Source organism: Methylophilus sp. Leaf408 (assembly GCF_916856905.1).
Lineage (GTDB): Bacteria > Pseudomonadota > Gammaproteobacteria > Burkholderiales > Methylophilaceae > Methylophilus.
In genome coordinates this window covers 1,487,583-1,511,765 of the sequence record NZ_CAKASK010000001.1, presented here as the reverse complement: position 1 = coordinate 1,511,765, position 24,183 = coordinate 1,487,583, and the positions used below count along the sequence as shown (strand labels likewise).

The 24,183-nt window shown below is 46.6% G+C and carries 32 protein-coding genes and 1 tRNA gene; 14 read left to right on the top strand and 19 right to left on the bottom strand.

What is annotated here, in order from left to right; all coding sequences use genetic code 11:
* Positions 1 to 59: 59 nt before the first annotated feature.
* The 4 genes from LPA26_RS07010 to LPA26_RS06995 all read right to left on the bottom strand — a co-directional run bounded on the left by LPA26_RS07010 (position 60) and on the right by LPA26_RS06995 (position 4,191).
* The gene (locus LPA26_RS07010) at positions 60 to 1,163 is read right to left on the bottom strand and encodes a DNA topoisomerase IB (RefSeq protein ID WP_229007807.1); all 1,104 of its coding nucleotides are present in this window, start codon (positions 1,161 to 1,163) and stop codon (positions 60 to 62) included.
* A gap of 72 nt (positions 1,164 to 1,235) precedes the next feature.
* Positions 1,236 to 2,567 (bottom strand): sorbosone dehydrogenase family protein, encoded by a 1,332-nt coding sequence (locus tag LPA26_RS07005; protein WP_229007806.1) that lies wholly within the window; start codon positions 2,565 to 2,567, stop codon positions 1,236 to 1,238.
* A gap of 38 nt (positions 2,568 to 2,605) precedes the next feature.
* A complete protein-coding gene (locus tag LPA26_RS07000; RefSeq protein WP_229007805.1) occupies positions 2,606 to 3,952 on the bottom strand; it encodes a cyclopropane-fatty-acyl-phospholipid synthase family protein in 1,347 nt (448 codons plus the stop codon).
* A gap of 35 nt (positions 3,953 to 3,987) precedes the next feature.
* Positions 3,988 to 4,191, bottom strand: a complete 204-nt coding sequence (locus tag LPA26_RS06995; protein ID WP_229007804.1) for a hypothetical protein — start codon at positions 4,189 to 4,191, stop codon at positions 3,988 to 3,990.
* Positions 4,192 to 4,635: 444 nt separating this feature from the next.
* Here LPA26_RS06995 and LPA26_RS06990 point away from each other — a divergent pair, with 444 nt between their 5' ends.
* The 7 genes from LPA26_RS06990 (at position 4,636) to LPA26_RS06960 (ending at position 8,666) form a co-directional block, all read left to right on the top strand.
* Positions 4,636 to 4,959, top strand: coding sequence for a hypothetical protein (locus LPA26_RS06990; RefSeq protein ID WP_229007803.1), 324 nt, complete (start codon positions 4,636 to 4,638; stop codon positions 4,957 to 4,959).
* Between the two features lie 137 nt (positions 4,960 to 5,096).
* On the top strand, positions 5,097 to 5,960 hold the full coding sequence (locus LPA26_RS06985; protein WP_055868018.1) for an SDR family oxidoreductase: 864 nt from the start codon (positions 5,097 to 5,099) through the stop codon (positions 5,958 to 5,960).
* A gap of 205 nt (positions 5,961 to 6,165) precedes the next feature.
* Entirely contained in the window at positions 6,166 to 6,600 is a 435-nt protein-coding gene (locus LPA26_RS06980) for a hypothetical protein (protein WP_229007802.1), read from the top strand.
* 234 nt (positions 6,601 to 6,834) lie between these two features.
* Positions 6,835 to 7,002, top strand: a complete 168-nt coding sequence (locus LPA26_RS06975) for a hypothetical protein (RefSeq protein WP_156376450.1) — start codon at positions 6,835 to 6,837, stop codon at positions 7,000 to 7,002.
* Between the two features lie 256 nt (positions 7,003 to 7,258).
* Positions 7,259 to 7,792: a cytochrome c gene (locus LPA26_RS06970; protein ID WP_055868014.1), complete on the top strand. Its 534-nt coding sequence runs from the start codon at positions 7,259 to 7,261 to the stop codon at positions 7,790 to 7,792.
* A 123-nt stretch (positions 7,793 to 7,915) separates the two neighbouring features.
* Positions 7,916 to 8,221, top strand: coding sequence for a hypothetical protein (locus LPA26_RS06965; protein ID WP_229007801.1), 306 nt, complete (start codon positions 7,916 to 7,918; stop codon positions 8,219 to 8,221).
* Positions 8,222 to 8,327: 106 nt separating this feature from the next.
* Positions 8,328 to 8,666, top strand: coding sequence for a four-helix bundle copper-binding protein (locus tag LPA26_RS06960; protein WP_055868011.1), 339 nt, complete (start codon positions 8,328 to 8,330; stop codon positions 8,664 to 8,666).
* 67 nt (positions 8,667 to 8,733) lie between these two features.
* Here the strand turns inward: LPA26_RS06960 and LPA26_RS06955 are convergent, their stop codons facing one another.
* The 3 genes from LPA26_RS06955 to LPA26_RS06945 all read right to left on the bottom strand — a co-directional run bounded on the left by LPA26_RS06955 (position 8,734) and on the right by LPA26_RS06945 (position 11,411).
* The gene (locus tag LPA26_RS06955) at positions 8,734 to 10,218 is read right to left on the bottom strand and encodes a phage tail sheath C-terminal domain-containing protein (RefSeq protein ID WP_229007800.1); all 1,485 of its coding nucleotides are present in this window, start codon (positions 10,216 to 10,218) and stop codon (positions 8,734 to 8,736) included.
* Between the two features lie 3 nt (positions 10,219 to 10,221).
* Positions 10,222 to 10,833 carry a DUF4255 domain-containing protein gene (locus LPA26_RS06950; protein WP_229007799.1) on the bottom strand — a complete coding sequence of 204 codons (612 nt, stop codon included), beginning with the start codon at positions 10,831 to 10,833 and terminating at the stop codon, positions 10,222 to 10,224.
* Between the two features lie 269 nt (positions 10,834 to 11,102).
* Positions 11,103 to 11,411: a BON domain-containing protein gene (locus tag LPA26_RS06945; protein WP_055868003.1), complete on the bottom strand. Its 309-nt coding sequence runs from the start codon at positions 11,409 to 11,411 to the stop codon at positions 11,103 to 11,105.
* Positions 11,412 to 11,597: 186 nt separating this feature from the next.
* Between LPA26_RS06945 and LPA26_RS06940 the strand changes: the two genes are divergently transcribed.
* The 3 genes from LPA26_RS06940 to LPA26_RS06930 are packed head-to-tail and all read left to right on the top strand — an operon-like array spanning position 11,598 to position 13,889.
* On the top strand, positions 11,598 to 12,170 hold the full coding sequence (locus LPA26_RS06940) for a hypothetical protein (protein ID WP_229007798.1): 573 nt from the start codon (positions 11,598 to 11,600) through the stop codon (positions 12,168 to 12,170).
* Positions 12,167 to 13,102, top strand: a complete 936-nt coding sequence (locus LPA26_RS06935) for a Kiwa anti-phage protein KwaB-like domain-containing protein (RefSeq protein ID WP_229007797.1) — start codon at positions 12,167 to 12,169, stop codon at positions 13,100 to 13,102. Before LPA26_RS06940 ends, LPA26_RS06935 begins: the two co-directional genes overlap by 4 nt.
* Before the next feature lie 37 nt (positions 13,103 to 13,139).
* The gene (locus LPA26_RS06930; RefSeq protein WP_229007796.1) at positions 13,140 to 13,889 is read left to right on the top strand and encodes an alpha/beta fold hydrolase; all 750 of its coding nucleotides are present in this window, start codon (positions 13,140 to 13,142) and stop codon (positions 13,887 to 13,889) included.
* A 76-nt stretch (positions 13,890 to 13,965) separates the two neighbouring features.
* On the opposite strand, the gene LPA26_RS06925 is transcribed toward LPA26_RS06930, so the two are convergent.
* The gene (locus LPA26_RS06925) at positions 13,966 to 14,499 is read right to left on the bottom strand and encodes a carboxymuconolactone decarboxylase family protein (protein ID WP_229007795.1); all 534 of its coding nucleotides are present in this window, start codon (positions 14,497 to 14,499) and stop codon (positions 13,966 to 13,968) included.
* A gap of 103 nt (positions 14,500 to 14,602) precedes the next feature.
* Here LPA26_RS06925 and LPA26_RS06920 point away from each other — a divergent pair, with 103 nt between their 5' ends.
* The 3 genes from LPA26_RS06920 (at position 14,603) to LPA26_RS06910 (ending at position 16,382) form a co-directional block, all read left to right on the top strand.
* Complete coding sequence (locus LPA26_RS06920; RefSeq protein ID WP_229007794.1) at positions 14,603 to 15,412, top strand: AraC family transcriptional regulator; 810 nt, start codon at positions 14,603 to 14,605, stop codon at positions 15,410 to 15,412.
* A gap of 101 nt (positions 15,413 to 15,513) precedes the next feature.
* Positions 15,514 to 16,041, top strand: a complete 528-nt coding sequence (locus LPA26_RS06915; protein ID WP_229007793.1) for an RNA polymerase sigma factor — start codon at positions 15,514 to 15,516, stop codon at positions 16,039 to 16,041.
* Between the two features lie 32 nt (positions 16,042 to 16,073).
* Complete coding sequence (locus tag LPA26_RS06910) at positions 16,074 to 16,382, top strand: hypothetical protein (RefSeq protein ID WP_229007792.1); 309 nt, start codon at positions 16,074 to 16,076, stop codon at positions 16,380 to 16,382.
* A 146-nt stretch (positions 16,383 to 16,528) separates the two neighbouring features.
* Here LPA26_RS06910 and LPA26_RS06905 read toward each other — a convergent pair whose 3' ends face one another.
* Entirely contained in the window at positions 16,529 to 17,542 is a 1,014-nt protein-coding gene (locus tag LPA26_RS06905; protein ID WP_229007791.1) for an MBL fold metallo-hydrolase, read from the bottom strand.
* Between the two features lie 92 nt (positions 17,543 to 17,634).
* On the opposite strand from LPA26_RS06905, the gene LPA26_RS06900 reads away from it, so the two are divergent.
* Complete coding sequence (locus tag LPA26_RS06900) at positions 17,635 to 18,531, top strand: LysR family transcriptional regulator (RefSeq protein ID WP_229007790.1); 897 nt, start codon at positions 17,635 to 17,637, stop codon at positions 18,529 to 18,531.
* Between the two features lie 87 nt (positions 18,532 to 18,618).
* Here the strand turns inward: LPA26_RS06900 and LPA26_RS06895 are convergent, their stop codons facing one another.
* From LPA26_RS06895 to LPA26_RS06850, 10 genes are all read right to left on the bottom strand, one after another.
* Positions 18,619 to 19,212 carry a hypothetical protein gene (locus LPA26_RS06895; RefSeq protein WP_229007789.1) on the bottom strand — a complete coding sequence of 198 codons (594 nt, stop codon included), beginning with the start codon at positions 19,210 to 19,212 and terminating at the stop codon, positions 18,619 to 18,621.
* A gap of 246 nt (positions 19,213 to 19,458) precedes the next feature.
* Positions 19,459 to 19,983, bottom strand: coding sequence for a hypothetical protein (locus LPA26_RS06890; protein ID WP_229007788.1), 525 nt, complete (start codon positions 19,981 to 19,983; stop codon positions 19,459 to 19,461).
* A 98-nt stretch (positions 19,984 to 20,081) separates the two neighbouring features.
* Positions 20,082 to 20,154: transfer RNA gene (locus LPA26_RS06885), tRNA-Met, on the bottom strand.
* Between the two features lie 16 nt (positions 20,155 to 20,170).
* On the bottom strand, positions 20,171 to 20,605 hold the full coding sequence (locus LPA26_RS06880; RefSeq protein WP_055826420.1) for a heme-binding protein: 435 nt from the start codon (positions 20,603 to 20,605) through the stop codon (positions 20,171 to 20,173).
* Positions 20,606 to 20,695: 90 nt separating this feature from the next.
* Positions 20,696 to 21,172, bottom strand: a complete 477-nt coding sequence (locus LPA26_RS06875) for an arsenate reductase ArsC (protein ID WP_229007787.1) — start codon at positions 21,170 to 21,172, stop codon at positions 20,696 to 20,698.
* Positions 21,173 to 21,188: 16 nt separating this feature from the next.
* The gene (gene arsB, locus LPA26_RS06870; protein ID WP_229007786.1) at positions 21,189 to 22,232 is read right to left on the bottom strand and encodes an ACR3 family arsenite efflux transporter; all 1,044 of its coding nucleotides are present in this window, start codon (positions 22,230 to 22,232) and stop codon (positions 21,189 to 21,191) included.
* Positions 22,219 to 22,686, bottom strand: coding sequence for an ArsI/CadI family heavy metal resistance metalloenzyme (locus LPA26_RS06865; protein ID WP_229007785.1), 468 nt, complete (start codon positions 22,684 to 22,686; stop codon positions 22,219 to 22,221). Before LPA26_RS06865 ends, arsB begins: the two co-directional genes overlap by 14 nt.
* Positions 22,683 to 23,021 (bottom strand): helix-turn-helix transcriptional regulator, encoded by a 339-nt coding sequence (locus LPA26_RS06860; protein ID WP_229007784.1) that lies wholly within the window; start codon positions 23,019 to 23,021, stop codon positions 22,683 to 22,685. The genes LPA26_RS06865 and LPA26_RS06860 overlap by 4 nt, the downstream gene beginning before the upstream one ends.
* A gap of 178 nt (positions 23,022 to 23,199) precedes the next feature.
* Positions 23,200 to 23,706: a hypothetical protein gene (locus tag LPA26_RS06855; RefSeq protein ID WP_055867959.1), complete on the bottom strand. Its 507-nt coding sequence runs from the start codon at positions 23,704 to 23,706 to the stop codon at positions 23,200 to 23,202.
* 171 nt (positions 23,707 to 23,877) lie between these two features.
* Positions 23,878 to 24,168: a hypothetical protein gene (locus LPA26_RS06850; protein ID WP_055826407.1), complete on the bottom strand. Its 291-nt coding sequence runs from the start codon at positions 24,166 to 24,168 to the stop codon at positions 23,878 to 23,880.
* Between the last annotated feature and the right edge of the window lie 15 nt (positions 24,169 to 24,183).

Sequence of the window (24,183 nt, the reverse complement as noted above, 5' to 3'; positions counted from 1 at the left end):
GGGAAGAAGAGTCAGCAAAAAACATAACTTTTTACAAACTAAACTTGTGATCAATAAATTCATGATTGTGCACTTACCCTTTGTTTTAATAAGCACAACATATATTGCTCGGCCGGATTCAGCTCGGTATCCTTATATTCGGCTTCTTGCACATCGTGTGTAAATCCACTGCCGGACAGGTAGTGTTCGAGAATAAAAGGATGCACATAGCTATTGCGGCATATCGCCGGCGTATTACCCAGTTTAGAAGCCGCAATACGAATGGCTGCCACTATATTTTTCTTGGCTTCGGTGACGCTGGTAAATGGCTCCAGCTCGCTCAGAGCCAGCAGCGTATGCAAGCTGCCAAACCAGGTGCGGAAATCCTTGGCAGTAAAATCGCCTTCGGTGATTTGCTGCAAATACTCATTCACATCAGATGAGCCTATGGTGTGGCGTTCTCCTTCAGCATCAACATACTGAAAAAGTGCCTGGCCCGGCAACTCTCGCATATTGCGTATCATGCGCGCCAGCCTGCGGTCTTTCAAGCTGACGCTATGTTCTACACCGCTTTTGCCACGGAAATGGAATTTGACTTCACTGCCCGCTATTTCGACATGGCGATTGCGCAAGGTAGTGAGACCAAATGATTTATTGGTTTTGGCATATTCGTCATTGCCTATTCGGATCAAGGTGTTTTCGAGCAGGTAAATCATCATTGCCAGCACTTTTTCTTTGCCCAGGCCTGATGACGCCAGGTCGTGTGCAATGTGCTTGCGGATAGCAGGTAACTGCCGGCCAAACTCTATCATGTGCTCGTATTTCTTCGCTTCCCTTAGCCGGCGCCATTCAGCGTGGTAGAGATATTGTTTGCGGCCCTTCACATCGCGGCCGGTAGCCTGGAGATGTCCGTTGGCGCGGGCGCAAATCCATACCGCTTCCCAGGCGGGGGGGATTCTTAACGCAATAATTCGGCTGATTTCGTTTGCTGCCTTGATCAACTGACCCTGCAGATCCAAATACCTGAATTTTCCGCGAAAGCGTTCCCTGCTAAACCCAGGCGTGTTGTCCTGGATGTAATGCAGCTTGTTTAACCTGGCTTCACGCGCAACGTCGATATCCATCGAAGTATGTGTATCTTCAGCCAGTGATCGGGTATTTTTTGACAGTTCAGAGTCCATCATCAGTTAAAAACATATCTTTCAATAATTAAACGCTGCGCTCCCGCTATCAGGAGCACAGCGTAAATGCGGGTCTTATTTTGTCGCGGTTTTATTATTGCCTTTAACATTCCAGATAACATTGCCAACATCATCAGCCACTAACAGGTGACCACGTTTATCAACAATGACACCGACCGGACGGCCTTGTGCCTCGCCATCTACATTGAGGAATTCAGTCAGCACATCAATCGGTTTACCTGCTGGTTTGCCACTTTCAAACGGCACAAAAATCACTTTATAGCCGCTATATGGAATCCGGTTCCAGGAACCATGTTGGCCAATAAACATGCCATTCTTGAATTGGTCAGGCAGGTTGTTGCCTTTTGCCGCAGTGAGGCCCAAAGAAGCGGTATGCGAGCCCAAGGCGTAATCTGGTGGAATGGCCTTGGCAACCAACTCCGGCTGTTGTGGCTTGATGCGGGTATCCACATGCTGGCCATAGTAGCTGTAAGGCCAGCCATAAAAGCCCCCTTGCGACACGGAGGTCATATAATCAGGCACCAGGTCGCTGCCGATTTCATCGCGTTCATTAACTACTACCCATAAGGCTCCGCTGTCTGGTTCCCAGGTCATGCCGTTTGGGTTGCGTAATCCGGAGGCAAAAATATTATGCTGACCGGAAGCTGCATCCACCTCCCAGATGGCAGCGCGCTCTTTTTCAGTCTCCATGCCGTTTTCGCCAACATTACTGTTGGAGCCCACGGTGACATAAATCTTGCTGCCATCTTTGTTTGGCAGAATATTTTTGGTCCAGTGATGATTACGTTCGGCAGGTAAATCAGTCACTTTCACGCCCGGCGCAGTGATCTCAGTCTGGCCTTCTTCATAAGGAAACTTCACCAGTGCATCCGCATTGGCGACATAAAATGTATTACCTACCAAAGCCATGCCAAAAGGCGAGTTAAGATTTTGCAAAAAAATGTGTTTTTGGTCAGCGACGCCATCGCCATCGATATCGCGCAGCAATGTAATGCGGTTAAAGCTCTCAGCACCGGCACCGCCTTCTTTCATAAACAAACCGGCAATCCAGCCTTTCAGGCTAAAGCCATCGCTTTTTTCATGATGGTTGGTTTCAGCCACCAGAATGTCCCCATTTGGTAACTCATACAACCAGCGGGGGTGTTGTAAATCCGTGGCAAACGCGACTACATTAGTGCCAGGTGCTGAAGTTGGTTTTTTTCCTTCCGGCCAGCCCACTGCCTTGGCGACATTGACGGTAGGGATTAAACCGGTCTGATAGGAAGATAAATCGGGTTCGGGACCAAAGCCCGCTGCTTCGGGCAGTTTGGCTGGTTGCGAGCAGCCACTCAGGGCGATCATTAATAAGGAAGCTTTTAGCAGGTGTTGTGGGGGTGTGGTTTGCATGTTGTAACTCCTCAGGCTATTTTATGATGGCAATTTAATTATGTTGTGCGGACGGCGAGAATCTGGTGAGTGCCGGTGACACCTTGTTCAAAATGAATGGCGCAAGCTGTCATATACAGGCGCCAGATGCGATATGTACGCTCACCGACGATCTGTGTAATTTCTTGGTGAGATTGTTCCATTTTTGCCAGCCAGCGGCGTAATGTCAGTGCCTGGTGCCGCCGTAAACCCTCCACGTTAAATACTTCCAGCTTTGCCGCATGCATTTGTTCGCGGAAGTGGGAGAGGGAGGTTAAGGGACCATCAGCAAATATCTGGCGGTTAATGAATTCGGTGGAGAGCTCATGCTGGCGACCAGGGCTTTCAGTGGTGATGGCATGATGAAGGAGCAATCCGCCGGGTTTCAGCACCTGGTGGATTTTAGCGAGATAAGCTGGCAGGTTTTGTTCGCCAACCTGTCCGCAAACATCAATATTCACGGCTTTGTCGTAGCACGCAAAATCTGACAAACTGTCATATCGACCTTGCTCCACAGTCACCAGTTTTTCCAGCCCTTGTTTTTTGATCTCGGCAGATACGTGCGCATATTGTTCAGGGTTTTGGACTAAAGTGTGTACAAATGCACCATAGTTTTTAGCCGCCCAGTATGCCAGTCCGCCCCAGCTACCACTTACATCCAATAACCTGTCGCCATGTTGCAGATGCAGTTTCAGGCATATAAGATCGAGCTGGTTATGCTGCGCTTGAGCAAGGTCTTGTGAAGCATTGCTAAAAAACGCACATGAATGCAGCATTCTTTCATCTAGCCACAAACGGTAAAAAGCACTGGGTAGGGCGTGATCAAGCGTAAATACTGGGGATTCATTTTTTTGCAATCGATTGGTTGCGACAAGATGCTGGTCTGTTTCGGCAACATCAGTCTGATTATCAGCAAGTGTCAGCGCTTTAAATACCAGTGCCAATTTTTCATGCAGTGGCAATGACAGCGACTCAAAATAATAACGCAGCTGCATAGCTGCATTGAAATCACCTAAAATTTGTACTTCACCGGCAAAGTAAGCCTCTGCCAAACGAGCCGGATCACTGAAAAACACCATGTCGCGCAACACTGACGCTTGTTCCAGGCAACATGTAAATGCAGGCGTGTCGTTGCCGATATAAAGCATGCTGCCATTCCATAAGCGAACCGCAAACGATCCACTATAGTCCTGGAATAAACGGTTCAGGATAAAACGTGCTTTCGATGTTTCATTGACTGCACCGGCAGTCTCAGGGGAGGGTAATTCGTTGGATGCACTAGGTAAACTGGATGAGAAAGTTAAACTGGTTTCGTCAAATTGCCATGCTTGATCAAATGGAAGCAGGTGATGAGTGTTGCTTAACATGTTATCTGTCTCCAAATTGATCTGTAAAACAATGGCTAGGCATTATCTGAATCAGGGTTAGTCGAAAAATCAGCATCGTTTGAATCATACGAATTCGCCAACATCGGACGAGGGCAGGCAAGAAGTACACGCGCTTTGGCGATCTCCATCCTGGCTTTCTCAACACTCATTGCAGAAACCAGCGAGTTTTCATACAGCGAGTTTTCGTACATGGATAGAGCTTGATTGGTATTACGCATAAAGACTCCTGCCAATACATGATTTAACTGAAAACTTCTAATGAACCCACAGCATTTTGCATGAGTCAGGCTGAGATCAATTTTCCAGCTTTCAGAAAATGATGATTACTGTCAAACGAAGGCTTGAGTGTAAAAATGAAGTATGTTTTTCAACATAGGTCGGCTACTGATTGTATTGTCAGACCTGTCTGACACAAGTCTTTACGCCTGTTAAGGTGCCTAATTCATGGCTAATATCAGGCTAAATTACCCCTCTCGAATTTGACGTTTTTTTCTTGTTGCAACGCTCAATTAATACAAATGAAACCGATTCCTACAGTGAAATCAGTTTTTGCCTATGACATGGTTATTAATGTGCCCCTAAACTAACGTGGAAATTCAATAAAACCGTTTATTTCTGGTTCAGTAGTATTTCCCTTAACAATAAATAAAGGAGCAGTAGTTATGCGTAAATTAATTGTGATGATACTTGTAATGATGCCAATGATAGGGACGGCCTGGGGTGCTGATAAACCAGTTAAAAAGCCCCTCACCAAACCTCCGGTAAATAATGCAGTGCCACCCTGTGATAACTCCCCAAACTCAAAAAAACCTTCCTGTGATATGGATTCGGATAGCGTGAATGTGCCACCGAAAATGCCACATGAGCGCGGCGTGATTGTGCCACCCGAAGTACCTGCTGAAGGTTTGCCAAACCGCGAGAAAGATATTCCTACTCCTCGAGAGCCTATGCAGCCTACCTCGTTTGAGAACAATCTGCAGAATTAAGTCACAGAAAGCCACTCTGGAAAAAGCCAGGTGATAGCCTGGTTTTTCCACCTAGAACACATGACACAGATATACACATGAAGCACAGTAGTTTTGCTAGTTAGCTATCCTGCCAACTAGCCGTTAGGAGAACTTGTATGGAAGCAGCAAAAGAAAAACTTAACCCGCCACAACATCAGGAAGATCAACCGGGTTCGGAAGAAGAGATGACGCCAGCACCAGTTTATATTGATGCTGCATATAGTGCCGGTGCTAAATTAAAAGATAAAGTAGCCATCATTACCGGCGGTGATAGCGGTATTGGACGCGCAGTGGCGGTGCACTTTGCAGCTGAAGGCGCCAATGTGGCGATTGTCTATCTTGATGAGCACGAGGATGCGCACAAGACGAAAGCGCTGGTCGAATCTTACGGTAGCAAATGTTTGTTACTGCCGGGAGATATTTCAGATGAAGCATTTTGTCAGCAATCCGTGCTGAATACTTTAAAGCAGTTCGGCAAGCTGGATATTGTGATTAACAACGCCGCCCAGCAATTTCCGCAAAAAAGTATCCTCGATATTACACAGCGACAACTGGAACATACTTTCCGCAATAATATTTTCTCGATGTTTTACCTGGTCAAGGCGGCGTTGCCGCACTTGCCGAAAAAGAGCCACATTATCAACACCACTTCCGTTACCGCTTATCGTGGCAGCCCTGAACTGCTGGATTACTCATCGACCAAAGGCGCGGTGGTTTCATTTACCCGTTCATTAGCAAAACAGTTGGTCGAAGAAGAGATTTATGTTAACGCTGTCGCTCCAGGACCGGTGTGGACGCCTTTGATCCCTTCCACTTTCGATGAGAAGAAAGTGAGTGAGTTTGGTAATCAGGTGCCAATGAAGCGCCCAGGGCAGCCAAGTGAAATTGCGCCTGCCTATGTGTTTTTAGCCTGCCAGGACTCTTCGTATATGACTGGCCAGGTTTTACATGCAAACGGTGGTGAAGTTGTGAATGGCTAACCAGTTTCCACATGTTGCCGGGTGGATTAATTAGCGACCTGTTTATTAAGTTAACCATTAAGCATTAGTTTGTCTGACAACAGAATACGTCATTGGATGATAACCGTGGCAGTTGGGGTCACCTAATATAACTTAGGGTTAAATTTAAAATTAGGGATTCAGCCTACTAACCCTTTGGCTGCATCTACACATTAGGAGAAGCGATATGTCAAATCCACAAGATAATCAAGTAGGCCAAGATCAGAAAAATCAAGGTCAGCAGAATCAAAGCCAACCAGGTCAAGGCCAACAGGGTCAAGGCCAGCAAGGGCAAAATCAGGCAGGCCAAGGTCAACAAAACCAGGACCATAAGAATCAGGTACAACCAGGTCAGGATCAACAAAGACAAGGTCAGCAGAACCAGGGTCAATCCAGCCAAGATCAGAAAAACCAGGGTCAGCATAATCAGCAAGGCCAGAATCCAAGCCAACAAGGACAGAATCAGCCTAAGCAAGATCAACAGCAACAAGGCATTGGTGCAGGTACTGAGCATCTTGACCCAGCCCAAAAACAACAGTCCAATATTGGTAAAGATGAGGCGCCTGGTAGCCAGCCTTTATCAGGTGGCAATAAGCAAGGTGAAGGCGATAGTGGTAATTAATGCCTGCTACGCTTGATCATAAAAAAACCTGGAGTAATCCAGGTTTTTTTGTTTCAGACAATTGGTATATATAGGTGAAAAGGTTGGATATTCTGACAGCAGATTAGGCGCTTTCACGATAAAGTCATTGCTAAAACACTTTTATCATGAACTCACGTTACTATATTTCTCAAGAAACATTTAGGTCATTCAAGTAACGGTTTGACCAAATAATATTCCGAAGGAGATTTAACAATGGCAAATGTACAAAATAACAAAAATCAGCAGCAGGATAAATCCAGTTCTAAAATATCTGGCTCTACCAGCAAAGATCAGCAGCAACATGCGCAAGGTGGAAAACAGCAATCGCCTGGTAGCCAGCAAGATAAATCCCGTCAGCAAAGTAACAAGCAGCACGGCTAGAGTAAGCAAGTTCTAACTAGCTGCACATAGAAAAGCCTGGAGAAATCCGGGCTTTTTTAATGCCTGAGACTGATGAAATCCTTCCTGATTTGATAGCGAAAAAGATCCTCTGTCCGAATCGTCCTACAAGAGATTGCGCCATTCTTACATGGGCGGCACTTTCTGTTTTATTCATAATCGGTCTGCAAGCAATGCTTATATAAGCAGTGACTACAATAATTTTTCAAGAGAACATTTAATACTAAGGAGAATAAGCATGAATACTAAGCTCGGACTTGGCATGTTGGTGTTGATCACAGGGCTTACCGCCTGTAACAAAAATGAATCCGGCTCTGGTGAGGCTGCTTCTGCAGGTGCCAGTGGACCGGCCATCAAATTCGTTACCACCCAGGATGGTTCTCCAATGGAAATCAAACCTGAGTTATTTGATACGCCTGCTGCGAAAGAGTTTTTAGCCACAGGTAAAAACCCATATGTGGGTAAGGATGATGCGATTAAAGCCGGTAAGAAAATTTTCCAGCTGTATTCATGTACACAGTGTCATGGCCCTGAAGCCGGTGGCCAGGTAGGCCCGGCATTGACTGGTCCAAATTATAATTATGCCAAAGATGCCACTAACAAAGGTATGTTTGAAACCGTGTGGCACGGTACTAACGGCGGTATGGGTGCAAAAGGTAAAGGCCTGATGGACCCTTCCGACCCTAATAATGGTATTTCACCGGATGAATTATTGAAGGTGATTGCCTGGATTCGTAGCCATGGCAGCCTGACCGGTAACGAGGATAGTTAAGCGCTCGTCATTATCCTACATCACATTCGTAGGCCTGCTTACATACAAGTAAAACGTGGGTAAGTAACATGGTTATCACGCTTCTAAAATAAGAAGCAATCCAATAATTTTTGAGGAGATACCATGAATAAATTATTCACAGTTTTACTTGCAGGTCTGTTTATGTGTACGACGACTGCTGCCTTTGCAGCGGACACTAATGCTGGTGCGGGTCGTGATGTACCGCCTGCGCATCAGCAGAAAAAAGAAGTGCCTAACACCACCAAAAATGGTGATTATCTGCAAGAACAGCAAGACAACAACAATGGTAACAGTACCAACCAAGGCTCTGGTAATAAACAATCCAAGCCTGGCAGCAATATGGAAAAAAGCAAACGCTTCCATGAGCAACCTGCTGATGGTGGTACTAACGTTCAACAGGGTAAATAGCCCTCTGTAAATTTGCGTTTTCACTCCTTTTTAATGGGGGTGAGAACGTAAGTCACTATTATCGAATGTGGTTCCTGACAGCTGATTTATTATTTTGGAGATTAAGATGAACGAACAGAATTTAAAATTGTGCATGGATCTCTGTAAAAAGGCTGCAGATGCATGTGACAGCTGTGCCATCGCTTGCGAAAGCGAAGCCAACCCGATGATGCGAACCTGCATTGAACATGATATGGATTGTGCCGACTTTTGCCGTTTGACAGCTTCATTTATTGCCCGTGGTAGTGAGTTCGTCGATTTGGTCTGCCAGGACTGTGCTGAAATTTGTACTGCCTGTGCGGAAGAATGTGAAAAACATGCATCTGAGCATTGCCGTCTCTGTGCGGAAGCTTGCAGACGTTGTGCCGAAGAATGCCTCAAGGTAGGTGTTGCCGAGTATGCATAAGCACGATCAATAGTAAAAATGGAGAGGCTATCTGGCCTCTCCATTTTTTATATCTAAACGTTGATAATTAATTCTGAGCCATTTTCTGGCTAAATTTCAGAATGATAAATTCAGCTGGTCTCACACTGGCCAACCCGATCTCCAGCAGCATGCGCCCTTCTAAGATATCCAGGGCTGTCATGGTCTTGTTCAAGCCAATAGCTACGTAAAAAGCATGTTCAGGTTTAGCGCCTTGTAATGCGCCTGCACGCCACTGTAATGTTAGGAAACTTTCAATCATGGCCTTAATTTTGACCCAGGTATTGGCATCGTTGGGTTCAAATATAAATGCCTGAATCGCTTGTTTTACGGATGCTTCGATAAAGTTGAAGTATCTGCGCACACTGATGTAACGCCACTCATTGTCATTGCCTGCCAAGGTCCGCGCGCCCCACACCAGGGTCCCTTTGCCGCTAAAACGACGAATAGCATTGATGGATTTACCCGTAGCATGCACGTTCAGCGTATCTTGCAGGTCATCTATGATTGCAAATACAGGCTCTACGACCTCATTGATAGACATATTAGCCGGGGCTTTCCAGACGCCACGATTAGCATCTACGCGTGCATAAATGCCCGCCATTACGCCGCCTGGCGGGATGGTATTCAGGGCTGCCGTCGATTGAGTCACCCAAGTTCTGAATAATTCAAACTGGGAGTAGAGTTCATTGTATAGCTGCTGTAAAGATTTATGCCCAATTTGAGTGTTAACTGCTGTTGCTTCTATCTCAACACTGTTTCCTGAGGTTTCTGCCAGGCGGATCTGTGCGATCAATTCAAGAATACTGGCATCGCTGGTCAGGCTCTCCGGCCGGATGTCGGTGCCATCTGTTGTGCGCTTGAGGGCCAAATTTGCAAACCGGATTTCTCTGGGAAGAGTACTGATCAGCCATGGTCCATAAACTGCTCCGTATTTAAGATTCTCATTACCGATCTCGTTTCTGAATGTATCCACGACTTCGCTAAAATCAGTATCGGTTGAGTGGTAACCCAAGTCGCAAATAACGATACGGTTGTGCACCTCTGCACATTGCGCCAGTGCAGCCATATATAGCGGCGCGCCATATTTTTCAGTGGCAACGGCTTCCGGCATCACGATGATGGTTGGCTCAGATACCTTTTCAATACTGCTTAATCCCTGAGCAAGCGCTGCTGCAGAAATAGCACTGCTGTAGCCGCCAACTGACACTATCATGCATGGGCCGCCGCCATTAAAAAAATACAAACGCAAGCTGTCATACAGGTAAAAAACATGATCAACCCTGGTATCAGTGAGCTGGTTTTGCTCATCTAGCCATAGCGTCACAGCCTGTGCAGGCGGACCACCAAAGTAGGATTCATATTCAACTAAGGACGAGATTCTGGTAGGCACCTGCAATAACGAGGCACCATCGCGCTCAGCTTTTTCTGTATAGCCGATAAACACCGGAAATGCGGTTTCAACCTCGGTGACTGTCGGGGGTAGCTTGACGATTTCTTCTACATATACGCCTGGAGTTTTGTATTGGGCCATGATTTAATTTTTATCGCGGTTAGGGGTGGGCAGCCGTCTTTCCAGCATAGGTAACACCTTGGTGTCCGGCGCATCTGTCACTACGGTCAGTAAACGTAATTTATATAGTGCAGAAGGCACTGGCACTGCTTTCAATGTCGACCACACATCATGCGTTTCTTCCAGTGTCGGCGAATATAAATCAATCGCAAGCTTGAATTCGCGCAATCTGTCCAGCGCATGCGTCGGCGCATTGTGCGTCATGGATTCGTGCTTCACATTCATCTCGCTAAACAATGGCTGTGCGTGGAAAAACTGCATGGCGCGTCCAAGCATTAATAATGCTTCAGTATAGGATGCATAAGTCGCAGACAGCAACACAAGCAGGTTTAGCTGCAGCGACGGCGATTGATAAACAGTATGGGAGGGGGTCATGCCCGGCGGCGAATTTTTTAACCCGGCATCTTCCTGAATATTCACCAGCGTCAGGTTTAAACCTTCACGCGTGGCGGGCTGAGCATTCGCAGAAGAAAGATCATGCAATCCGGCTGGCGTGGCATTACTACTGATACCGTACGCCTCTACCAGTTGATGATTTAACTCATTCACAATGATGGTTAATGCATGCGCGATCATGGCTTCTCCCCAGACTGTTCAAGCCATTATAGGACGGTTAGCACGCGCGCGCGACCCTTAACGTTGCGCTAATGTGACGCTGTATGTTGCGAATCAATGAATGGTAAACGCAAAGCCGGGTGGCAACTGAAGATGGTGAGGATGTAGTTAGCTCAAGAATAAGAGCCCTAAAATTAAATACCCATAGGAATTTTGAAATTCCTATGGGCAAGTCCTGCGCTTAGATGTGGCGAGTTGTAAGTCTTGTCTATCTAAGTATCGATTGCTGCTTAGTTAGCAACAACGATTTCGTTTTTAACGGCAGTTACGCCTTTGATGCTCTTAGCAATTTTTTCTGCTTTTTGAGCTTCAGCTTTAGATTTTGCATTGCCTGACAGTTGTACCAGGCCATTGCTATCAGTTTCGACGCTGATGTCAGTTGCGCTAACAACTTTGTCTTTAGCGAAAGCAGCTTTAACTTTAGTTGTGATTACTGAATCTTCTACTTTGGTACCCAATGAGTCACCGTCAGCAGCAAAACCAGCCATAGGCAAAGCCAAAGCACTTACCAGCAATAATGATTTGATTGTATTTTTCATAATGTTTCCTTCTTGAGTGGATTTAGGAGGTTCCATTATTCAAAAATCGCCTCATGCCGTGAATACACTAAATTCTGATAGTAACGTAGGAATGGGCTGACTTGCTTTAACCACCGTTGCATGCCATTTGATTGCAATGCAAACTGCCTGTATTCTTGGGTGGATCAACTTATCTAAGCTTGCATTATGCAACTGCATTTTTTATCGGCGCTAGCCATTTTTATCAGCGGCTACGCGCCACTGGGCCTGATTCTCATCATCAAGGACTTGAATGAAGACACGCTCCATTTCGAGCACCCGATGCGTGCGCTCGCTATTTTTGTGATCTTCGCTATAAGCGCTTTATTTGCCTTGAGTGCAGCGCGCAATATTAGGCAGGGCGTACCGGTGAAGATTTCCAAGGTATCCAATAAATCCGGCGATATGTTTACGTATACCATCCCCTACATGATGTCTTTTTACAAGTTTGACCTGGGTGACTGGAAATTGCTGTTATGCCTGTTTATCTTTTTGAGCCTGATGTTTGTGCTGTCATACCGTACGCAAAATGTGTTCGTCAACCCGGTGCTGGCGCTGGCCGGTTACGGGCTGTATGACTGCCAGTTCAAAGATGGCACGCAAGAGAGGCAGGGGCTGCTGTTGTCAAAACAGCATTTCCAGGTCGGTGATTATTGCGCAATCAAACGGCTTTCCAATTTAATGTACTTTGTCACTCATGTAGAAGTCACGAAGGAAGCAGGCGAAGGAGAATCTCAGTGACGACTAATGTGAAACATACCTTGCAGGCCCTGCGTGCCAGTGATTTCAAGCATTGGGTGACCACTTTCTGGCTGGTGAAAAGAAAGCTCAGCCAGCAGCAGGCAAAATATTCGGTGTTAAAAGTAGATACTGATGCCAAACTGGAGCAAAAGCTTAAAAATGCAGTCACCGAAAAAATCCTTGATCAGGACTACCAGCTGGATGATTACGACTTCCTGACCGCCGACCAGGACAAAAGCCTGTTAACCATTGCTTCGTCTGAGACTGATGTCATGCTGATCCAGGCCGAGATTGAAAAAGGCACCGCCAACGCCAAAGTTGAGCAATATGAGCAATTACTTGATTCATGGGCGATGGTGATCAAGCTGGAGCACCAGGACAAAGCCATCTACGCCTACCGCAAAATCAGTAAACTCAATCATGCAGCCCGCCTGTCGCATGTGTCTTTTATCCAGTTCAAAGACCAAGAACTGAAAGACCTGGATGAAAAGGAGATCTTCACTATCGATACCCAGGTGGATTTTTTCACTTATGACGGCACGACTTTCATCGCCAATAAAAAAGAGTTTGAAAAGACTTTGAATTTCCGCGCCGGCATGGAGAAAAACCGAGATGTGGTGCTAAAGGAATTTGTAGACCTGAACATATTCAACGATGCCAGCTTGCTGAAAGAACATATAGGCGCCAACCTGAATTACCTGCGCAAGGTGTCTTCGATCCAGAAAAGTGGCTACTACAAAGACGCCACATTCATGGAAGAACTGGTTAAGGTCAACCAGCTGAAAAACTGGGGGCTGCAAGTCGAAAACGGCGCGATTGTCATCAATGAGGCTTCGATAGACCTGGTACTCACATTGCTGAATAATGGCCGACTGGAATCGCCGATCAACCACGAAATGTTTGATGCCGCCGTCAAGAAAAAAGTCACTTAATATCATTACTGCCGGTGAATGTCGGCATAGCTAAAATATGCAACTACATTATCAAACGCTAGGCGAGGGGCTGCCGTTAGTCCTTATACACGGCCTGTTCGGCTCAGCCGATAACTGGGGCAATATCGCCAAACATTTTGCTCAACATTTCCAGGTGATCAGTATTGATCTGCGCAATCATGGCCGCTCGCCGCATAGTGAGTCGCAAAGCTACGCTGACATGGCAGATGACCTGCTGGAGCTATGCGATGCCTTAGATTTAGAGCAGATTCATTTACTCGGGCATTCTTTAGGCGGCAAAGTCGCCATGCAATTTGCCACGCAATACCCTGAGCGCGTCAGCAAGTTGATTGTGGTCGATATGGCCATGCGGGCTTATGCGGATGAACACACGCATTTGATCAACGCCATGATGACCGTAGATTTAAGCCATGCGGAATCACGTAATGATGTTGATCGCGAATTAAAGGCACCGATCAGCAACCTGATGGTGCGCCACTTTTTACTGACTAACCTGGTAAAAGTCGAAGGGCAGTTACAGTGGCGGATCAATCTGCCAGCAATCAAAAGTAACTACCCAAAATTTCAGGCTGCACTTTCAGCGCACTTTGCAAAGCCTTGCCTGTTTATTCGCGGCGAGCGCAGTCAATATGTGCAAGAAAGTGATATTGCTGAGATTAAGCAGCATTTCCCTAAAGCCGAATTGATCAGTCTGCCAACGGATCATTGGGTCCATGCCGAACAGCCACAGCTGTTTATACAAACGGTTGAAAATTTTCTTGCTTAGTCAGTTCGTAAATTAACCTCAGCAATTATCACCACCAGAATTCATCAGGCCACAGCGTTGTGGCCTGATCTCGTGCTTACACTGCCACCACCGGAAAATCAATCTCCGTCTGCGCAATATGGTTGGTGTAGTTGGTCAATGTGTTTAAAGCAACATTGGCAATCACTTCTAGAATTAAACCGTCATCGACACCTGCCAAATGCGCTTCACTCAAGTCCTGGTCTGACAATACCCCACGCTGTTGCACAATTTTCACTGCCAGTTTCAATAGTCCATCAGTCACTTCATCGTTTGCCCCGGCATGACGCGCGGCCTGGATAGCCTCCGAGTTAAGGCCAGCACCCCTGGCAATCAGGCTATGCGCAGACAGGCAATACTGGCAACTATTGGCCTGCCCAATGGCAAGTGCAAGCGACTCCCTTTGTTTGGCGGTCAAGCGGCCTTTGGTGACTCCTTCACTCAAGCTGAGGTAAGCATTTAACGCAACCGGTGCCTGTGCAAAAGTGGCAATCAGATTAGGGACTTTGCCCAGTTTGGCTTTGACTGTGTCTAGCGTTGCATTGATCTCCGCACTGGCAGTTTCGCGGTTGATAGTTTGAATTCGTGCCATGATAAATCTCCTTGTTTGGTTTATTAAGACGCTTTGTGCGTTGGAGATATCATGCAATACTAATGATTATCAAAGGTCTCGTTATGTTGATCAGGAGTATCGTTTGGACCCATTATTACCCCTTTTGAATCAGATTCCACTGTCTGCCAAAGTATTTTTTACCGGTGATCTATGTGAAATTGCAAACTTTGATGGATCAGGGCAGGTGGGACATATCCACTTGCTACGGTCCGGCAAGCTAGACCTCATGTGGAAAGGCCAGCCTATTTCACAGATAGAACAGCCCAGCGTAGTGTTTTTCCCGCGCCCCAGCATACATGTGCTCACGCCTGTGGCGGGCTCACCCTGTGAGCTGGTGTGTGCCTCGATTGATTTAGGTGCCAGTGTGCGTAGCCCGTTGGCGACTGCATTGCCAGAATTTGTGATCGTGCCTCTGAATGAAGTGCAGCTCATTGCGCCCACCCTGCAATTATTGTTTAGCGAGGCATTTGAGCAAGCATTGGGAAGGCAGGCTGCCTTAGACCGATTGGCAGAGTATTTCCTGATTCAGGTATTACGGCATGTGATTCAGCACGGTCAGTTGCAGCAAAGCATTTTTGCAGCATTGGCAGATACTCGCCTGGCGCAGGCCGTGAAAGCCATGCACGAAAAACCATCACATCCGTGGACACTGGAAACCCTGGCCGATGTATCCGGCATGTCACGCGCCAGGTTCGCTGCTAACTTTAAAGCGACGGTAGGCACCACGCCGTTAGACTATCTCACCGATTGGCGGCTCTCCATTGCGCAAAACCTGCTCCGGCAAGGCAAGCCACTCAAAAGCATTGCCAGCCAAGTGGGTTACCAAAGTTCAGCGGCATTCAGCCGGGTGTTTGCAAAGCGGCTAGGCACTACACCGACGGAGTGGCATTAGCTGCGCCATCATCTTTTTAAGCATATTTCAGCTTCCATACAATATTTCCAAAGCTGAAACGTCTACACAGCATGGATACACATTTAGAAAACAACTTGCGCATGGCCCAACAAGATTCTGTGATCACAGAAACATTCAATAAAGAAAAAGCCAGGCTACGCAATTTCATCAGAAAAAGTGTCCCGAATGCCGGTGACGCAGATGATATTTTGCAGGATGTGTTCTACGAGTTTGTGTCGGCTTATCGCTTGCCTGAGCCGCTGGAGCAGGTCGGTGCGTGGTTATATCGTGTGGCAAAAAATCGCATTATTGACCGTTTTAGAAAGCAAAAGCAGGAGGTCACACTTGACCAGGATGAGGATGAAGACTCCCTATGGCTGGAATCGATACTTTCGATTGAAACCGAAACTCCGGCCTCAATTTACGAAAGAAAAATGCTGGTTGAACACGTGATTGCAACGCTTAATCAGCTACCAATTGAGCAACGACAAGTGTTTATCGCACATGAGATAGATGGCAAAAGCTTCAAACAAATTGCCGCAGAAACCGGTGTTTCTATCAACACCTTGTTAGCAAGAAAAAGGTACGCAGTGACTTTTCTCAGAGAGCAACTGCATGCCAGTGACTAATCGTATTAATGACTGAATAATTGGAGAGATGAATGAAAAGTTGTAAAAGTAAATGTGCTGCCTTTGCAGCGTTAGCCGTAGTCTGCATTGCAGCGTTATCGTATGTCGTCATGCTGTTGTGGAACCACGTGGCTGTTTCATTAGCTGATGGCATCCATGTGATTGATTACTGCCATGCAGTCGGTCTGTTGATTTTGAGCAGGATTTTGTTTGGTGGGTTCAGAGGCCGTCATGGGCATCACCACCGGCATTGCTGCGATGGCGCCATGACCGCAGATGAGGCAGAAAAAGTCCGTTGTGGCCTGTTCAGCCGTTTTAAATCCAAACAGGATGCTGAGTAATTCCGCAGGTAATCAGTCATAGATAACAAAAACGGCTTCAGTGAATAGAAGCCGTTTTTATTTGATAAAACTAATTCGTTATACCGCCATGCTTTTCACTTTGCTCACCTTTGCAAGAAGGCTTTTCAGCGTATACATACGCTTAATCACAGTCCATCCCTGTCATGAAATTCTGCACGGATAAATGTAAATCCATCTTTTTGAGCGTTAATGTAGCCAATCCCTGGATACGGCAAGTGTGGTGCCGCAATCATGGAGCCGCTTTTAGCTAATTGTGCGAATTGAGCTTGGCGCTGTTTTGCGGCGCTGGGCCGGTCAACATCGTAAGTAATGGTGATGTCAGGATGAGGAAACTGCACCGCTTCCACATGCACGGAGTCGCCAATAAACGTGATGGACTGGCCCTGGCTTTCCAATCTGTAGCAGTAATGCCCAGGCGTATGGCCGGGTGTAGGGTATGCATTAAAATCATCCAATATCTTTTGTGCGCCACTTAATGGTTTTACGTGGCCCAACGCCACATATGGCTGCATCGCAGTTTGCGCCTGCTGAAAATAGGCTTTGTCATAGCCATTCACCCCGTTTTGGTTTTTAGCATCCAAGAAAAAGTCTACATCGGCTTTACCTACATAAATATTCGCATTGGGGAAAACCGCTTTGCCCTTATGCACCAGGCCACCCGTATGGTCGGTATGGATATGAGTGATCAATATGTCAGAAATATCTTCCGGCTTAACGCCTAACTTGTTTAAACGCTCACTAAACTTGCCGCCAAACCCCTTGCCAAAAAAATCGCCTGCACCTGTATCCACCAGGATTAATTTCTTGCCGGTGTTGATTAAAAACACATTGATCGATGCCTCAATAGGGTTACGCAAATGCACCTGGCTCAACAAACCATCGACCGTTTTTTGGGGCGCGCCTTTTAGCAATACGTGTAAGTCTTGCGGCACCGTGCCATCTGAAATCACCGTGATTTCATACGTACCCAATTTGAAGGTGTAGTAACCAGTTTCAGCATGGTATTTAGCCACTGAAGCCGTTGGTAATTCAGCTCCGGCAACAGAACTGTTGGCATAAGCCAGGCACTGTAAAAATAAGCCAATAGCTAAAACTGTCTTCTGGAATGCCACTCTTTTTCTGCCTTGCACATTGCTCATCCATATTCTCCTTTTTTATTTAAAGTGCTGCCAGAATACGTATAATTAATTATTATTTAAAATTGAATATTTGTATTAGATGTATAACTATTATGGATATAAAAAGAGCGGACCTGCCTTTATTGATTTCACTGGATATCCTGCTGGAAGAAAAAAACGTCACCAAGGCGGCGCAAAGGCTGAATATCAGCCAACCAGCGCTCTCTACGCAATTAGCCAGGCTGCGGGTGCTGTTTGAGGATCCATTGCTTGTCCCTGCAGAAGTAGGGCGAGGTATGGTGCTGACTGAGCGAGCTTTAAACCTTCAGCATAAATTACGGGCATCCATTAACGAGCTTAAATTTGCCGTCAATTTCAAATCCAGTTTTGATCCGCTCACCTCCCGTCGCAAATTCACCATTGCAACCAACGATAGCGTGTTCACGATTCTTGGCTTGCCAGTTTTAAAAAAGGTACTTTCCTTTAATAACCCAGGCCTGCAAATTTCATTCGTGTCAGTGTTTGGCGTTAATGTGAAAGAAGACCTGGAGAAAGGTCATATTGATTTATACATAGGTGACATCAACAAAATGCCAGACAGCCTCAAGGTCAGGTATTTAATGAAAGACAGCTTTATCATGGCGCAGAAAAAATGGCATGCGAGAGGCACCAAGAAACCGACGCTTAATGAGTATTGCCAGTTGTCCCATGTCATCGTCTCTGCCAAGGGTGACTTATCCAGCTCAATTGATCACTTGTTATCCGAGCAGTCGCAAACCCGGAACATTGTCGCGTCAGTGCCCAGTTACAACCAGATTGCTTTGGTCCTCACCAATAGCGATTGTGTTGCCACCTTACCTAAGCAGCTACTCGAAAAATATCAGGACACGTTGGATTTGATTGAACTGCCATTTGCAATCCCGCCTTTTGAGCTAGGCATGGCGTGGCATATAAAGTCTCAAGAGGATGAAGCGATGGTATGGTTGAGGCAGCAGTTTGTGAATGTGTAGCTGAAGTATTGGGATATGCGTATAGTTGGGGGATCAATGCCATCAAAATGTTATTTTGCAAGACCTGTCCCCCTAGATTCTCTATACTCATTTAAGGTTTTCAGGACTCACGCCATGTATAAAGGTTTCCCATCGCTTGTTATCATCGGCCGTTGCAGGAGTTGGGGGGACATAATTTATTGCCATAACTGAGGAGCCTATTGCGATAAATGCCAAGTAATTCGGACGGCCATCTTTCTCTGACGTAATAGATAGTACAGGTACGCCACCAGAATCTTCCCGACGAATTTTTGCATTTTTAAAACCGTGCATCTCATATTCTTTAACAGCATTCTGCGATTCACCTCTAAATTTACGATTACCCTGATCGTAGGTTTGATAGGGACTTAAATTAATAGTGAATATGCCCTCTTTAATCTCATCAAATTTCCACTCTGGAATAACCGACTCCACATCGGCTAATACACCGAGCACCACTGCTGGCATGGCGGCTCCGTCAATCTTCTTAGAAATATAGTGCGCGGGAATAGTGATTGCTGGCTCATATTTGTCTTTTGGAGCCGCCGGATCGACACTTCCTGCCATAATTTGGCTGAGTGGGACATGCTTAACCTCGCCTCCTTGCACGGAACCTACAATAAGACATAAAACTATAAAGAGGTAGCTGGTTTTTGCTTGCATTCATTTCTCCGGCTTTGTTAAATAATCTGGAGTATTGGATGGATTTATTGACAACTCCACTTTTCTATTTCATCAATAGAATTTAGTTTTTTGAAGTTTACATCACTATATAACAAAGAAGATCCAAGGCGTTAACCTTGAGTCTCTATATAAATGGTGGCCCCTATGTGAGTCGAACACAGCTCACTACGTGCGGCTTAGGGCATTCTGCTGGCTTTCCTTTTCGGTTAAAAGGTAGTGCATAAGTTATTCGATAGAGTTGCAAAAACTTGAATTTTCATCAAGGCCATTTGAGAACTCCTTCTTGATAAATGGCTCAGGACTTCTATTCTTATCGATTAGAGAGTCGGCAACGTCCAACTGGATGCTACAACTATCCTTTTCAATCCCCACAGTTGCAGTGTAGAGACGTCCCGCGACAGGCGTGAATGTGATCACAGGAATACAATAGCTAAAACCATATGAAAAGCTTCCACCCAGGGGTTGATGAAGGGCAACTGAGAAAGGTGTTCCGGCAGCAATGTTAGTAGGTGACGTAATTATTTCCGCTGGCGATTGGATAAAATATCGCCCCTTGCAGATTTTTGCATCAGAAAACGTTGCAATAGGGCCGGAAAAGGGCAATCCTGAAGTTGAGATTGCGCGAAATTGAGCTAAATCCCCAGATGTGGGTGGCACATATCTTCTTTGAGCTAATGCACAGGCATTTAGCATAGTTAGTGTTAGTAAACTCAAGGATAAGTATGTGATCAGTGAGCGAGTTGAAATCATATAAATCTTCGCGATACTTTATTAAACAATTAATTATTATTTTACTTCACCACAAAACAAAAAAGACCCAAGGAGTTAACCTTGAGTATCTCTATAAATGGTGGTCCCTCTGTGAGTCGAACACAGCGCCAGCGGATTATGAGTTCTGTGCTCTTACCCGCTAATTAAGCTGTAATTCTCATGTTAACTAGGTACGCCAAGGATGCTTAGGTACATCACAAACACCAGCGACATTCACACCGGCTTGCGCAACCAAGTGATCGTTTTCTACAGTGTCACCACTGACTCCGATTGCACCGATCAACATGCCTTCTTCATCGACAATCGGTAACCCACCCGGGAAAGTGATCAAGCCATCATTGGAATGCTCAATGCCGTATAAAGGCGAGCCAGGCACTGAAAGTTTGCCGATTTCGCCAGATGGCATGGCGAAATAACAGGCTGTTTTTGCTTTTTTGATGGCAATATCGATACTGCCGACCCACGCATCATCCATTCTTGTGAAGCTTTTCAGGTTGCCGCCAGAATCCAGTACGGCGATACACATCTTGACGCCGATCTCTTTGGATTTTTCAACTGCTTTATCTATGATTTCTTGTGCGACTTCAAAGCTTACGTGCATTTGTTTTCCTTATTTTTATGAATGGAACAAATACGACTACCGCAGCCCATTTAAATTCATTGAAAGTTTGTTTGAAACCCAAATTAGCCGCTAGGTGATGTTTTCGCCTATGCGCTGCAATTCTTTTTGCAGTGTATTTTTATCTGCCAGAAACTCGGCATCCAGCGTTAAGAGTGCCTCTATGCGTTTACGCAGCGTGGAGTAAGCTTTGAAGAATGAGGCTTCTATTTCAGCTTCGCTTCCCGTTGCTTTTGCAGGGTCATCAACGCCCCAATGTGCCCTTAATACATTCCCTAAATAAGCCGGGCAGGTTTCTCCGGCTGCATTGCTGCACACTGTGATCACAATGTCTGGCGTTGCGGGCAGGTTATCCCACGACTTGCTGTAATAGGCTTCTGTGGCGATGCCTTCACGCTTAAGCAATGCCAGGGAACGCGGATGTACTTCGCCTGTAGGCTGGCTGCCGGCGCTCATGGCTTGCATGCCTGCCGGGGCTAGTGCGTTAAACGTGGCTTCTGCCAGGATGGAGCGGCAGGAGTTGCCGGTGCATAGAAACAGGATATTCATAGACTGCTTTCAAATATTAGTGGGTCTCGTACCAGGTACGGCTACGGTTGACGATGGAAACGACGGATAGCATGACAGGGACTTCTACCAGCACGCCGACGACAGTGGCCAGCGCTGCCCCTGAGTGAAAGCCAAACAGTGCGATAGCGGTGGCGACAGCCAGCTCAAAGAAGTTGGAAGCACCGATGAGTGCAGAGGGCGCAGCAACGCAGTGGGCGACCTTGAGCTTTTTGTTCAGCCAGTAAGCCAGCATGGAATTGAAATACACCTGAATGATGATAGGCACGGCAAGCAAGGCGATGATAAGTGGTTGTTCCAGGATCTGCTGGCCTTGGAAGCCAAATAGTAAAACAAGCGTTGCCAGTAAGGCGGACAGGGAAACAGGCTGGATGCCCTTAAGTAACTTTTCAAGTGCGCCTTGCCCTTTTGCCAGCATGACCTTACGCAGAGCCTGGCTGATCAAGACAGGCACAATGATAAAGACAACCACGGACATAAAGAGCGTGTCCCATGGCACAGCGATGCTGGAAAGGCCAAGCAAAAGCGCTACCAGGGGCGCAAAGGCAAACAGCATGATGGTGTCATTGAGTGCGACTTGTGACAGTGTGAACCTGGGCTCGCCATTGCAAAGCTGGCTCCAGACGAACACCATGGCCGTGCAGGGGGCAGCAGCTAACAGAATCAAGCCTGCGATGTAGCTGTCGAGCTGGTCTGCCGGTAGCAGGTCTGCGAACAGGTGCCTTATAAAGACCCAGGCAAGTAAGGCCATCGAGAACGGCTTGACTACCCAGTTAATGAACAAGGTTACGCCTATGCCCTTGCTGTGCGCGAGGACTTCTTTCATGGTGCTGAAGTCGATTTTTAGCAACATGGGGATAATCATCAGCCAGATCAGTACGGCCACTGGCAGGTTTACTTCGGCAACCTTTAAGCCACCTATGGCCTGGAAGAAGGCGGGGAAGGCTTGGCCTAATGCTATCCCGACCACTATGCAGCCCAGTACCCACCAGGTCAGGTTACGTTCAAAGCTTGAGATTGCGGTTGGGTTAGCAGCAGCCATGATGTTGTTTTGACTTTCTCGGGGTGATTTGTATGGCTTGCATTACCGGTGTGCAACATGCACCTTCAGTCATTTCTGCATTGTTGAACGTGGGCGCACTGTCCAGCGTCCTGTAACTTTCCCAGACAATGCCTGAGGGATCTTGCACCCAATGCTTGTCTGACCTGGCGTAACAGCAGGTGGTACTCTCCTGGGTAAGGAGTGACATCTCGGCTTGTTCCAGTCGTGTCCTGATCTCATCCAGCTCTTCTTCTGTTTCAACCTGGATGCCGATATGGTCCAGGCCCGCTTTAGCACCGCGCGAGCTAATGGCGAAATTCACGTGTGGGCTTTCCAGCATCCATCTGGCATAGTCAGGTTTCTCAACTGTCGGAGGGACACCAAAAAGCGCCGAGTAGAACCGGACACTTTGCGTGACATTGTCGACAGCGACATGCAGGTGCATACGTTTCATGGATTGTCTTCCGTTTCGGGGTGGCAGTTGAGGTTAGGGCAACACACAGCCTGGCCTGCGCAGCAGTTCTCGGTGAGGTAAGCGAGCAGGGTGTTCATGGCTTCATAGTTGGCTGTGTAATAAATAAACCGGCTGACCTGCCGTGAGCTGGTTAATCCGGCATGGGTCAGTTCTTTCAGGTGGAAAGACAAGGTGCTCGCAGGAATTTTGAGCTGTTCACCAATTGAGCCCGCCGGCAGCCCTTCGGCACCTGCCTGAACCAGTAACCGGAATATCTCCAGCCTGGCCTCTTGTGCAATGGCAGAGAGTTGCGTAACTGCTGTTGTCGTTTCCATAGATTCTATATTTCCATAAATATGGAAATAATGCAAGCACTGGCAGATTGTTAAGTAAGGTGCTTGCTTCAAAGACTGTGATGCGCTTTAGTGAGCGATGAATCATTCTCTTAGAAGGGCGTGATAAAAAAACCACCCGGAGGTGGTTTTTCATGGCAGTGCTATTTAATTTGGCTTTTTAAACGCGATTGAGTTCTGGATTGCCCCAGTCGCTTTGGAAACGGCGGGTGTCTTCATCATTTTTTGAATTAACGCCAATCAGGATGCCACCCTCTTTAACATCAGCTTCGTATTGTTTCAGGGTATCTTCCGGAATACCCCAGCCAATCAGTGCACCAACCAGGCCGGCGGTCACCCCGCCAGCACCTGCACCTGCAATACCTGCGGCCAGTGGACCGGCAATCACCAGACCCAAGCCAGGTACCACAATGGCTGTACCCACAGCGGCGATAGCAGCTGCAATCGCACCTGCCGTTGCACCAAGTGCACCACCGATAGCCGCGCCTTCAGCCGCTTTGCTGCCCACTTCAGTTTCTAGTGTGGCATTTTTACCGTAGTAGCGCTCACGCGTTTCCTCGGACATGATGACGTTGATGTCATTCGCGCCGTAACCCGCTTCAGTAGCAGAAAGATATGCACGCTCTGCACTTTCCTGATCTTTAAATAAACCGGTAACTGTCGTCATAGTTGCTCTCCAAAATGTTTTTTATTAGAGCGACCAGTGTAGGTATTGGTATGGGATGTGACGAGTATGATTATTCTGATTCGAATGTAGGAAGGCGCCTCAATAGATTAGCATCCAGCAAGTATTGCCATATGTTTTGATTCAATGACTGACGCCGTCATCGCCAGGAAGTCAGATCACCTTTGCAACCGCTAATAGCCTTTCGCGATCAGCGTCTGGTAGCTGGTTGGGTGTACAAGCGTATACAGCTACGTCTAACAGCTGTTCCAGTTGATGTTGAATTTTGCCAATATCTTCTGGCATAAACTCATAGGTGCGGTCGACCACGATTTCTAGAAATGTTTCATCAAGATCATAGCCATGTAAATCGTTGAAAAGTATTCGAGGATATAACGCGTGATTTTTCTCAACGATCTGGATAATTTCTAAGCGTTTTGATTTTATTTTGGCCGAAAGCTTCATTCTCAGAGGTTTGTT

Excerpts from the sequence above, each read along its gene's own strand:
- LPA26_RS06930 (WP_229007796.1), top strand. The coding sequence starts at position 13,140 with ATGCAACTACATTATCAAACGCTAGGCGAGGGGCTGCCGTTAGTCCTT.
- LPA26_RS06865 (WP_229007785.1), bottom strand. The coding sequence starts at position 22,686 with ATGAAACGTATGCACCTGCATGTCGCTGTCGACAATGTCACGCAAAGT.
- LPA26_RS06950 (WP_229007799.1), bottom strand. The coding sequence starts at position 10,833 with ATGATCGCGCATGCATTAACCATCATTGTGAATGAGTTAAATCATCAA.
- LPA26_RS07005 (WP_229007806.1), bottom strand. The coding sequence starts at position 2,567 with ATGCAAACCACACCCCCACAACACCTGCTAAAAGCTTCCTTATTAATG.
- LPA26_RS06850 (WP_055826407.1), bottom strand. The coding sequence starts at position 24,168 with ATGAAGCTTTCGGCCAAAATAAAATCAAAACGCTTAGAAATTATCCAG.
- LPA26_RS06890 (WP_229007788.1), bottom strand. The coding sequence starts at position 19,983 with ATGATTTCAACTCGCTCACTGATCACATACTTATCCTTGAGTTTACTA.
- LPA26_RS06925 (WP_229007795.1), bottom strand. The coding sequence starts at position 14,499 with ATGGCACGAATTCAAACTATCAACCGCGAAACTGCCAGTGCGGAGATC.
- LPA26_RS06960 (WP_055868011.1), top strand. The coding sequence starts at position 8,328 with ATGAACGAACAGAATTTAAAATTGTGCATGGATCTCTGTAAAAAGGCT.
- LPA26_RS06965 (WP_229007801.1), top strand. The coding sequence starts at position 7,916 with ATGAATAAATTATTCACAGTTTTACTTGCAGGTCTGTTTATGTGTACG.
- arsB (WP_229007786.1), bottom strand. The coding sequence starts at position 22,232 with ATGGCTGCTGCTAACCCAACCGCAATCTCAAGCTTTGAACGTAACCTG.
- LPA26_RS06945 (WP_055868003.1), bottom strand. The coding sequence starts at position 11,411 with ATGAAAAATACAATCAAATCATTATTGCTGGTAAGTGCTTTGGCTTTG.
- LPA26_RS06910 (WP_229007792.1), top strand. The coding sequence starts at position 16,074 with ATGAAAAGTTGTAAAAGTAAATGTGCTGCCTTTGCAGCGTTAGCCGTA.
- LPA26_RS06875 (WP_229007787.1), bottom strand. The coding sequence starts at position 21,172 with ATGAATATCCTGTTTCTATGCACCGGCAACTCCTGCCGCTCCATCCTG.
- LPA26_RS06895 (WP_229007789.1), bottom strand. The coding sequence starts at position 19,212 with ATGCAAGCAAAAACCAGCTACCTCTTTATAGTTTTATGTCTTATTGTA.
- LPA26_RS06900 (WP_229007790.1), top strand. The coding sequence starts at position 17,635 with ATGGATATAAAAAGAGCGGACCTGCCTTTATTGATTTCACTGGATATC.
- LPA26_RS06940 (WP_229007798.1), top strand. The coding sequence starts at position 11,598 with ATGCAACTGCATTTTTTATCGGCGCTAGCCATTTTTATCAGCGGCTAC.
- LPA26_RS06955 (WP_229007800.1), bottom strand. The coding sequence starts at position 10,218 with ATGGCCCAATACAAAACTCCAGGCGTATATGTAGAAGAAATCGTCAAG.
- LPA26_RS06880 (WP_055826420.1), bottom strand. The coding sequence starts at position 20,605 with ATGCACGTAAGCTTTGAAGTCGCACAAGAAATCATAGATAAAGCAGTT.
- LPA26_RS07000 (WP_229007805.1), bottom strand. The coding sequence starts at position 3,952 with ATGTTAAGCAACACTCATCACCTGCTTCCATTTGATCAAGCATGGCAA.
- LPA26_RS07010 (WP_229007807.1), bottom strand. The coding sequence starts at position 1,163 with ATGATGGACTCTGAACTGTCAAAAAATACCCGATCACTGGCTGAAGAT.
- LPA26_RS06905 (WP_229007791.1), bottom strand. The coding sequence starts at position 17,542 with ATGAGCAATGTGCAAGGCAGAAAAAGAGTGGCATTCCAGAAGACAGTT.
- LPA26_RS06995 (WP_229007804.1), bottom strand. The coding sequence starts at position 4,191 with ATGCGTAATACCAATCAAGCTCTATCCATGTACGAAAACTCGCTGTAT.
- LPA26_RS06860 (WP_229007784.1), bottom strand. The coding sequence starts at position 23,021 with ATGGAAACGACAACAGCAGTTACGCAACTCTCTGCCATTGCACAAGAG.
- LPA26_RS06985 (WP_055868018.1), top strand. The coding sequence starts at position 5,097 with ATGGAAGCAGCAAAAGAAAAACTTAACCCGCCACAACATCAGGAAGAT.
- LPA26_RS06980 (WP_229007802.1), top strand. The coding sequence starts at position 6,166 with ATGTCAAATCCACAAGATAATCAAGTAGGCCAAGATCAGAAAAATCAA.
- LPA26_RS06970 (WP_055868014.1), top strand. The coding sequence starts at position 7,259 with ATGAATACTAAGCTCGGACTTGGCATGTTGGTGTTGATCACAGGGCTT.
- LPA26_RS06990 (WP_229007803.1), top strand. The coding sequence starts at position 4,636 with ATGCGTAAATTAATTGTGATGATACTTGTAATGATGCCAATGATAGGG.
- LPA26_RS06855 (WP_055867959.1), bottom strand. The coding sequence starts at position 23,706 with ATGACGACAGTTACCGGTTTATTTAAAGATCAGGAAAGTGCAGAGCGT.
- LPA26_RS06915 (WP_229007793.1), top strand. The coding sequence starts at position 15,514 with ATGGCCCAACAAGATTCTGTGATCACAGAAACATTCAATAAAGAAAAA.
- LPA26_RS06975 (WP_156376450.1), top strand. The coding sequence starts at position 6,835 with ATGGCAAATGTACAAAATAACAAAAATCAGCAGCAGGATAAATCCAGT.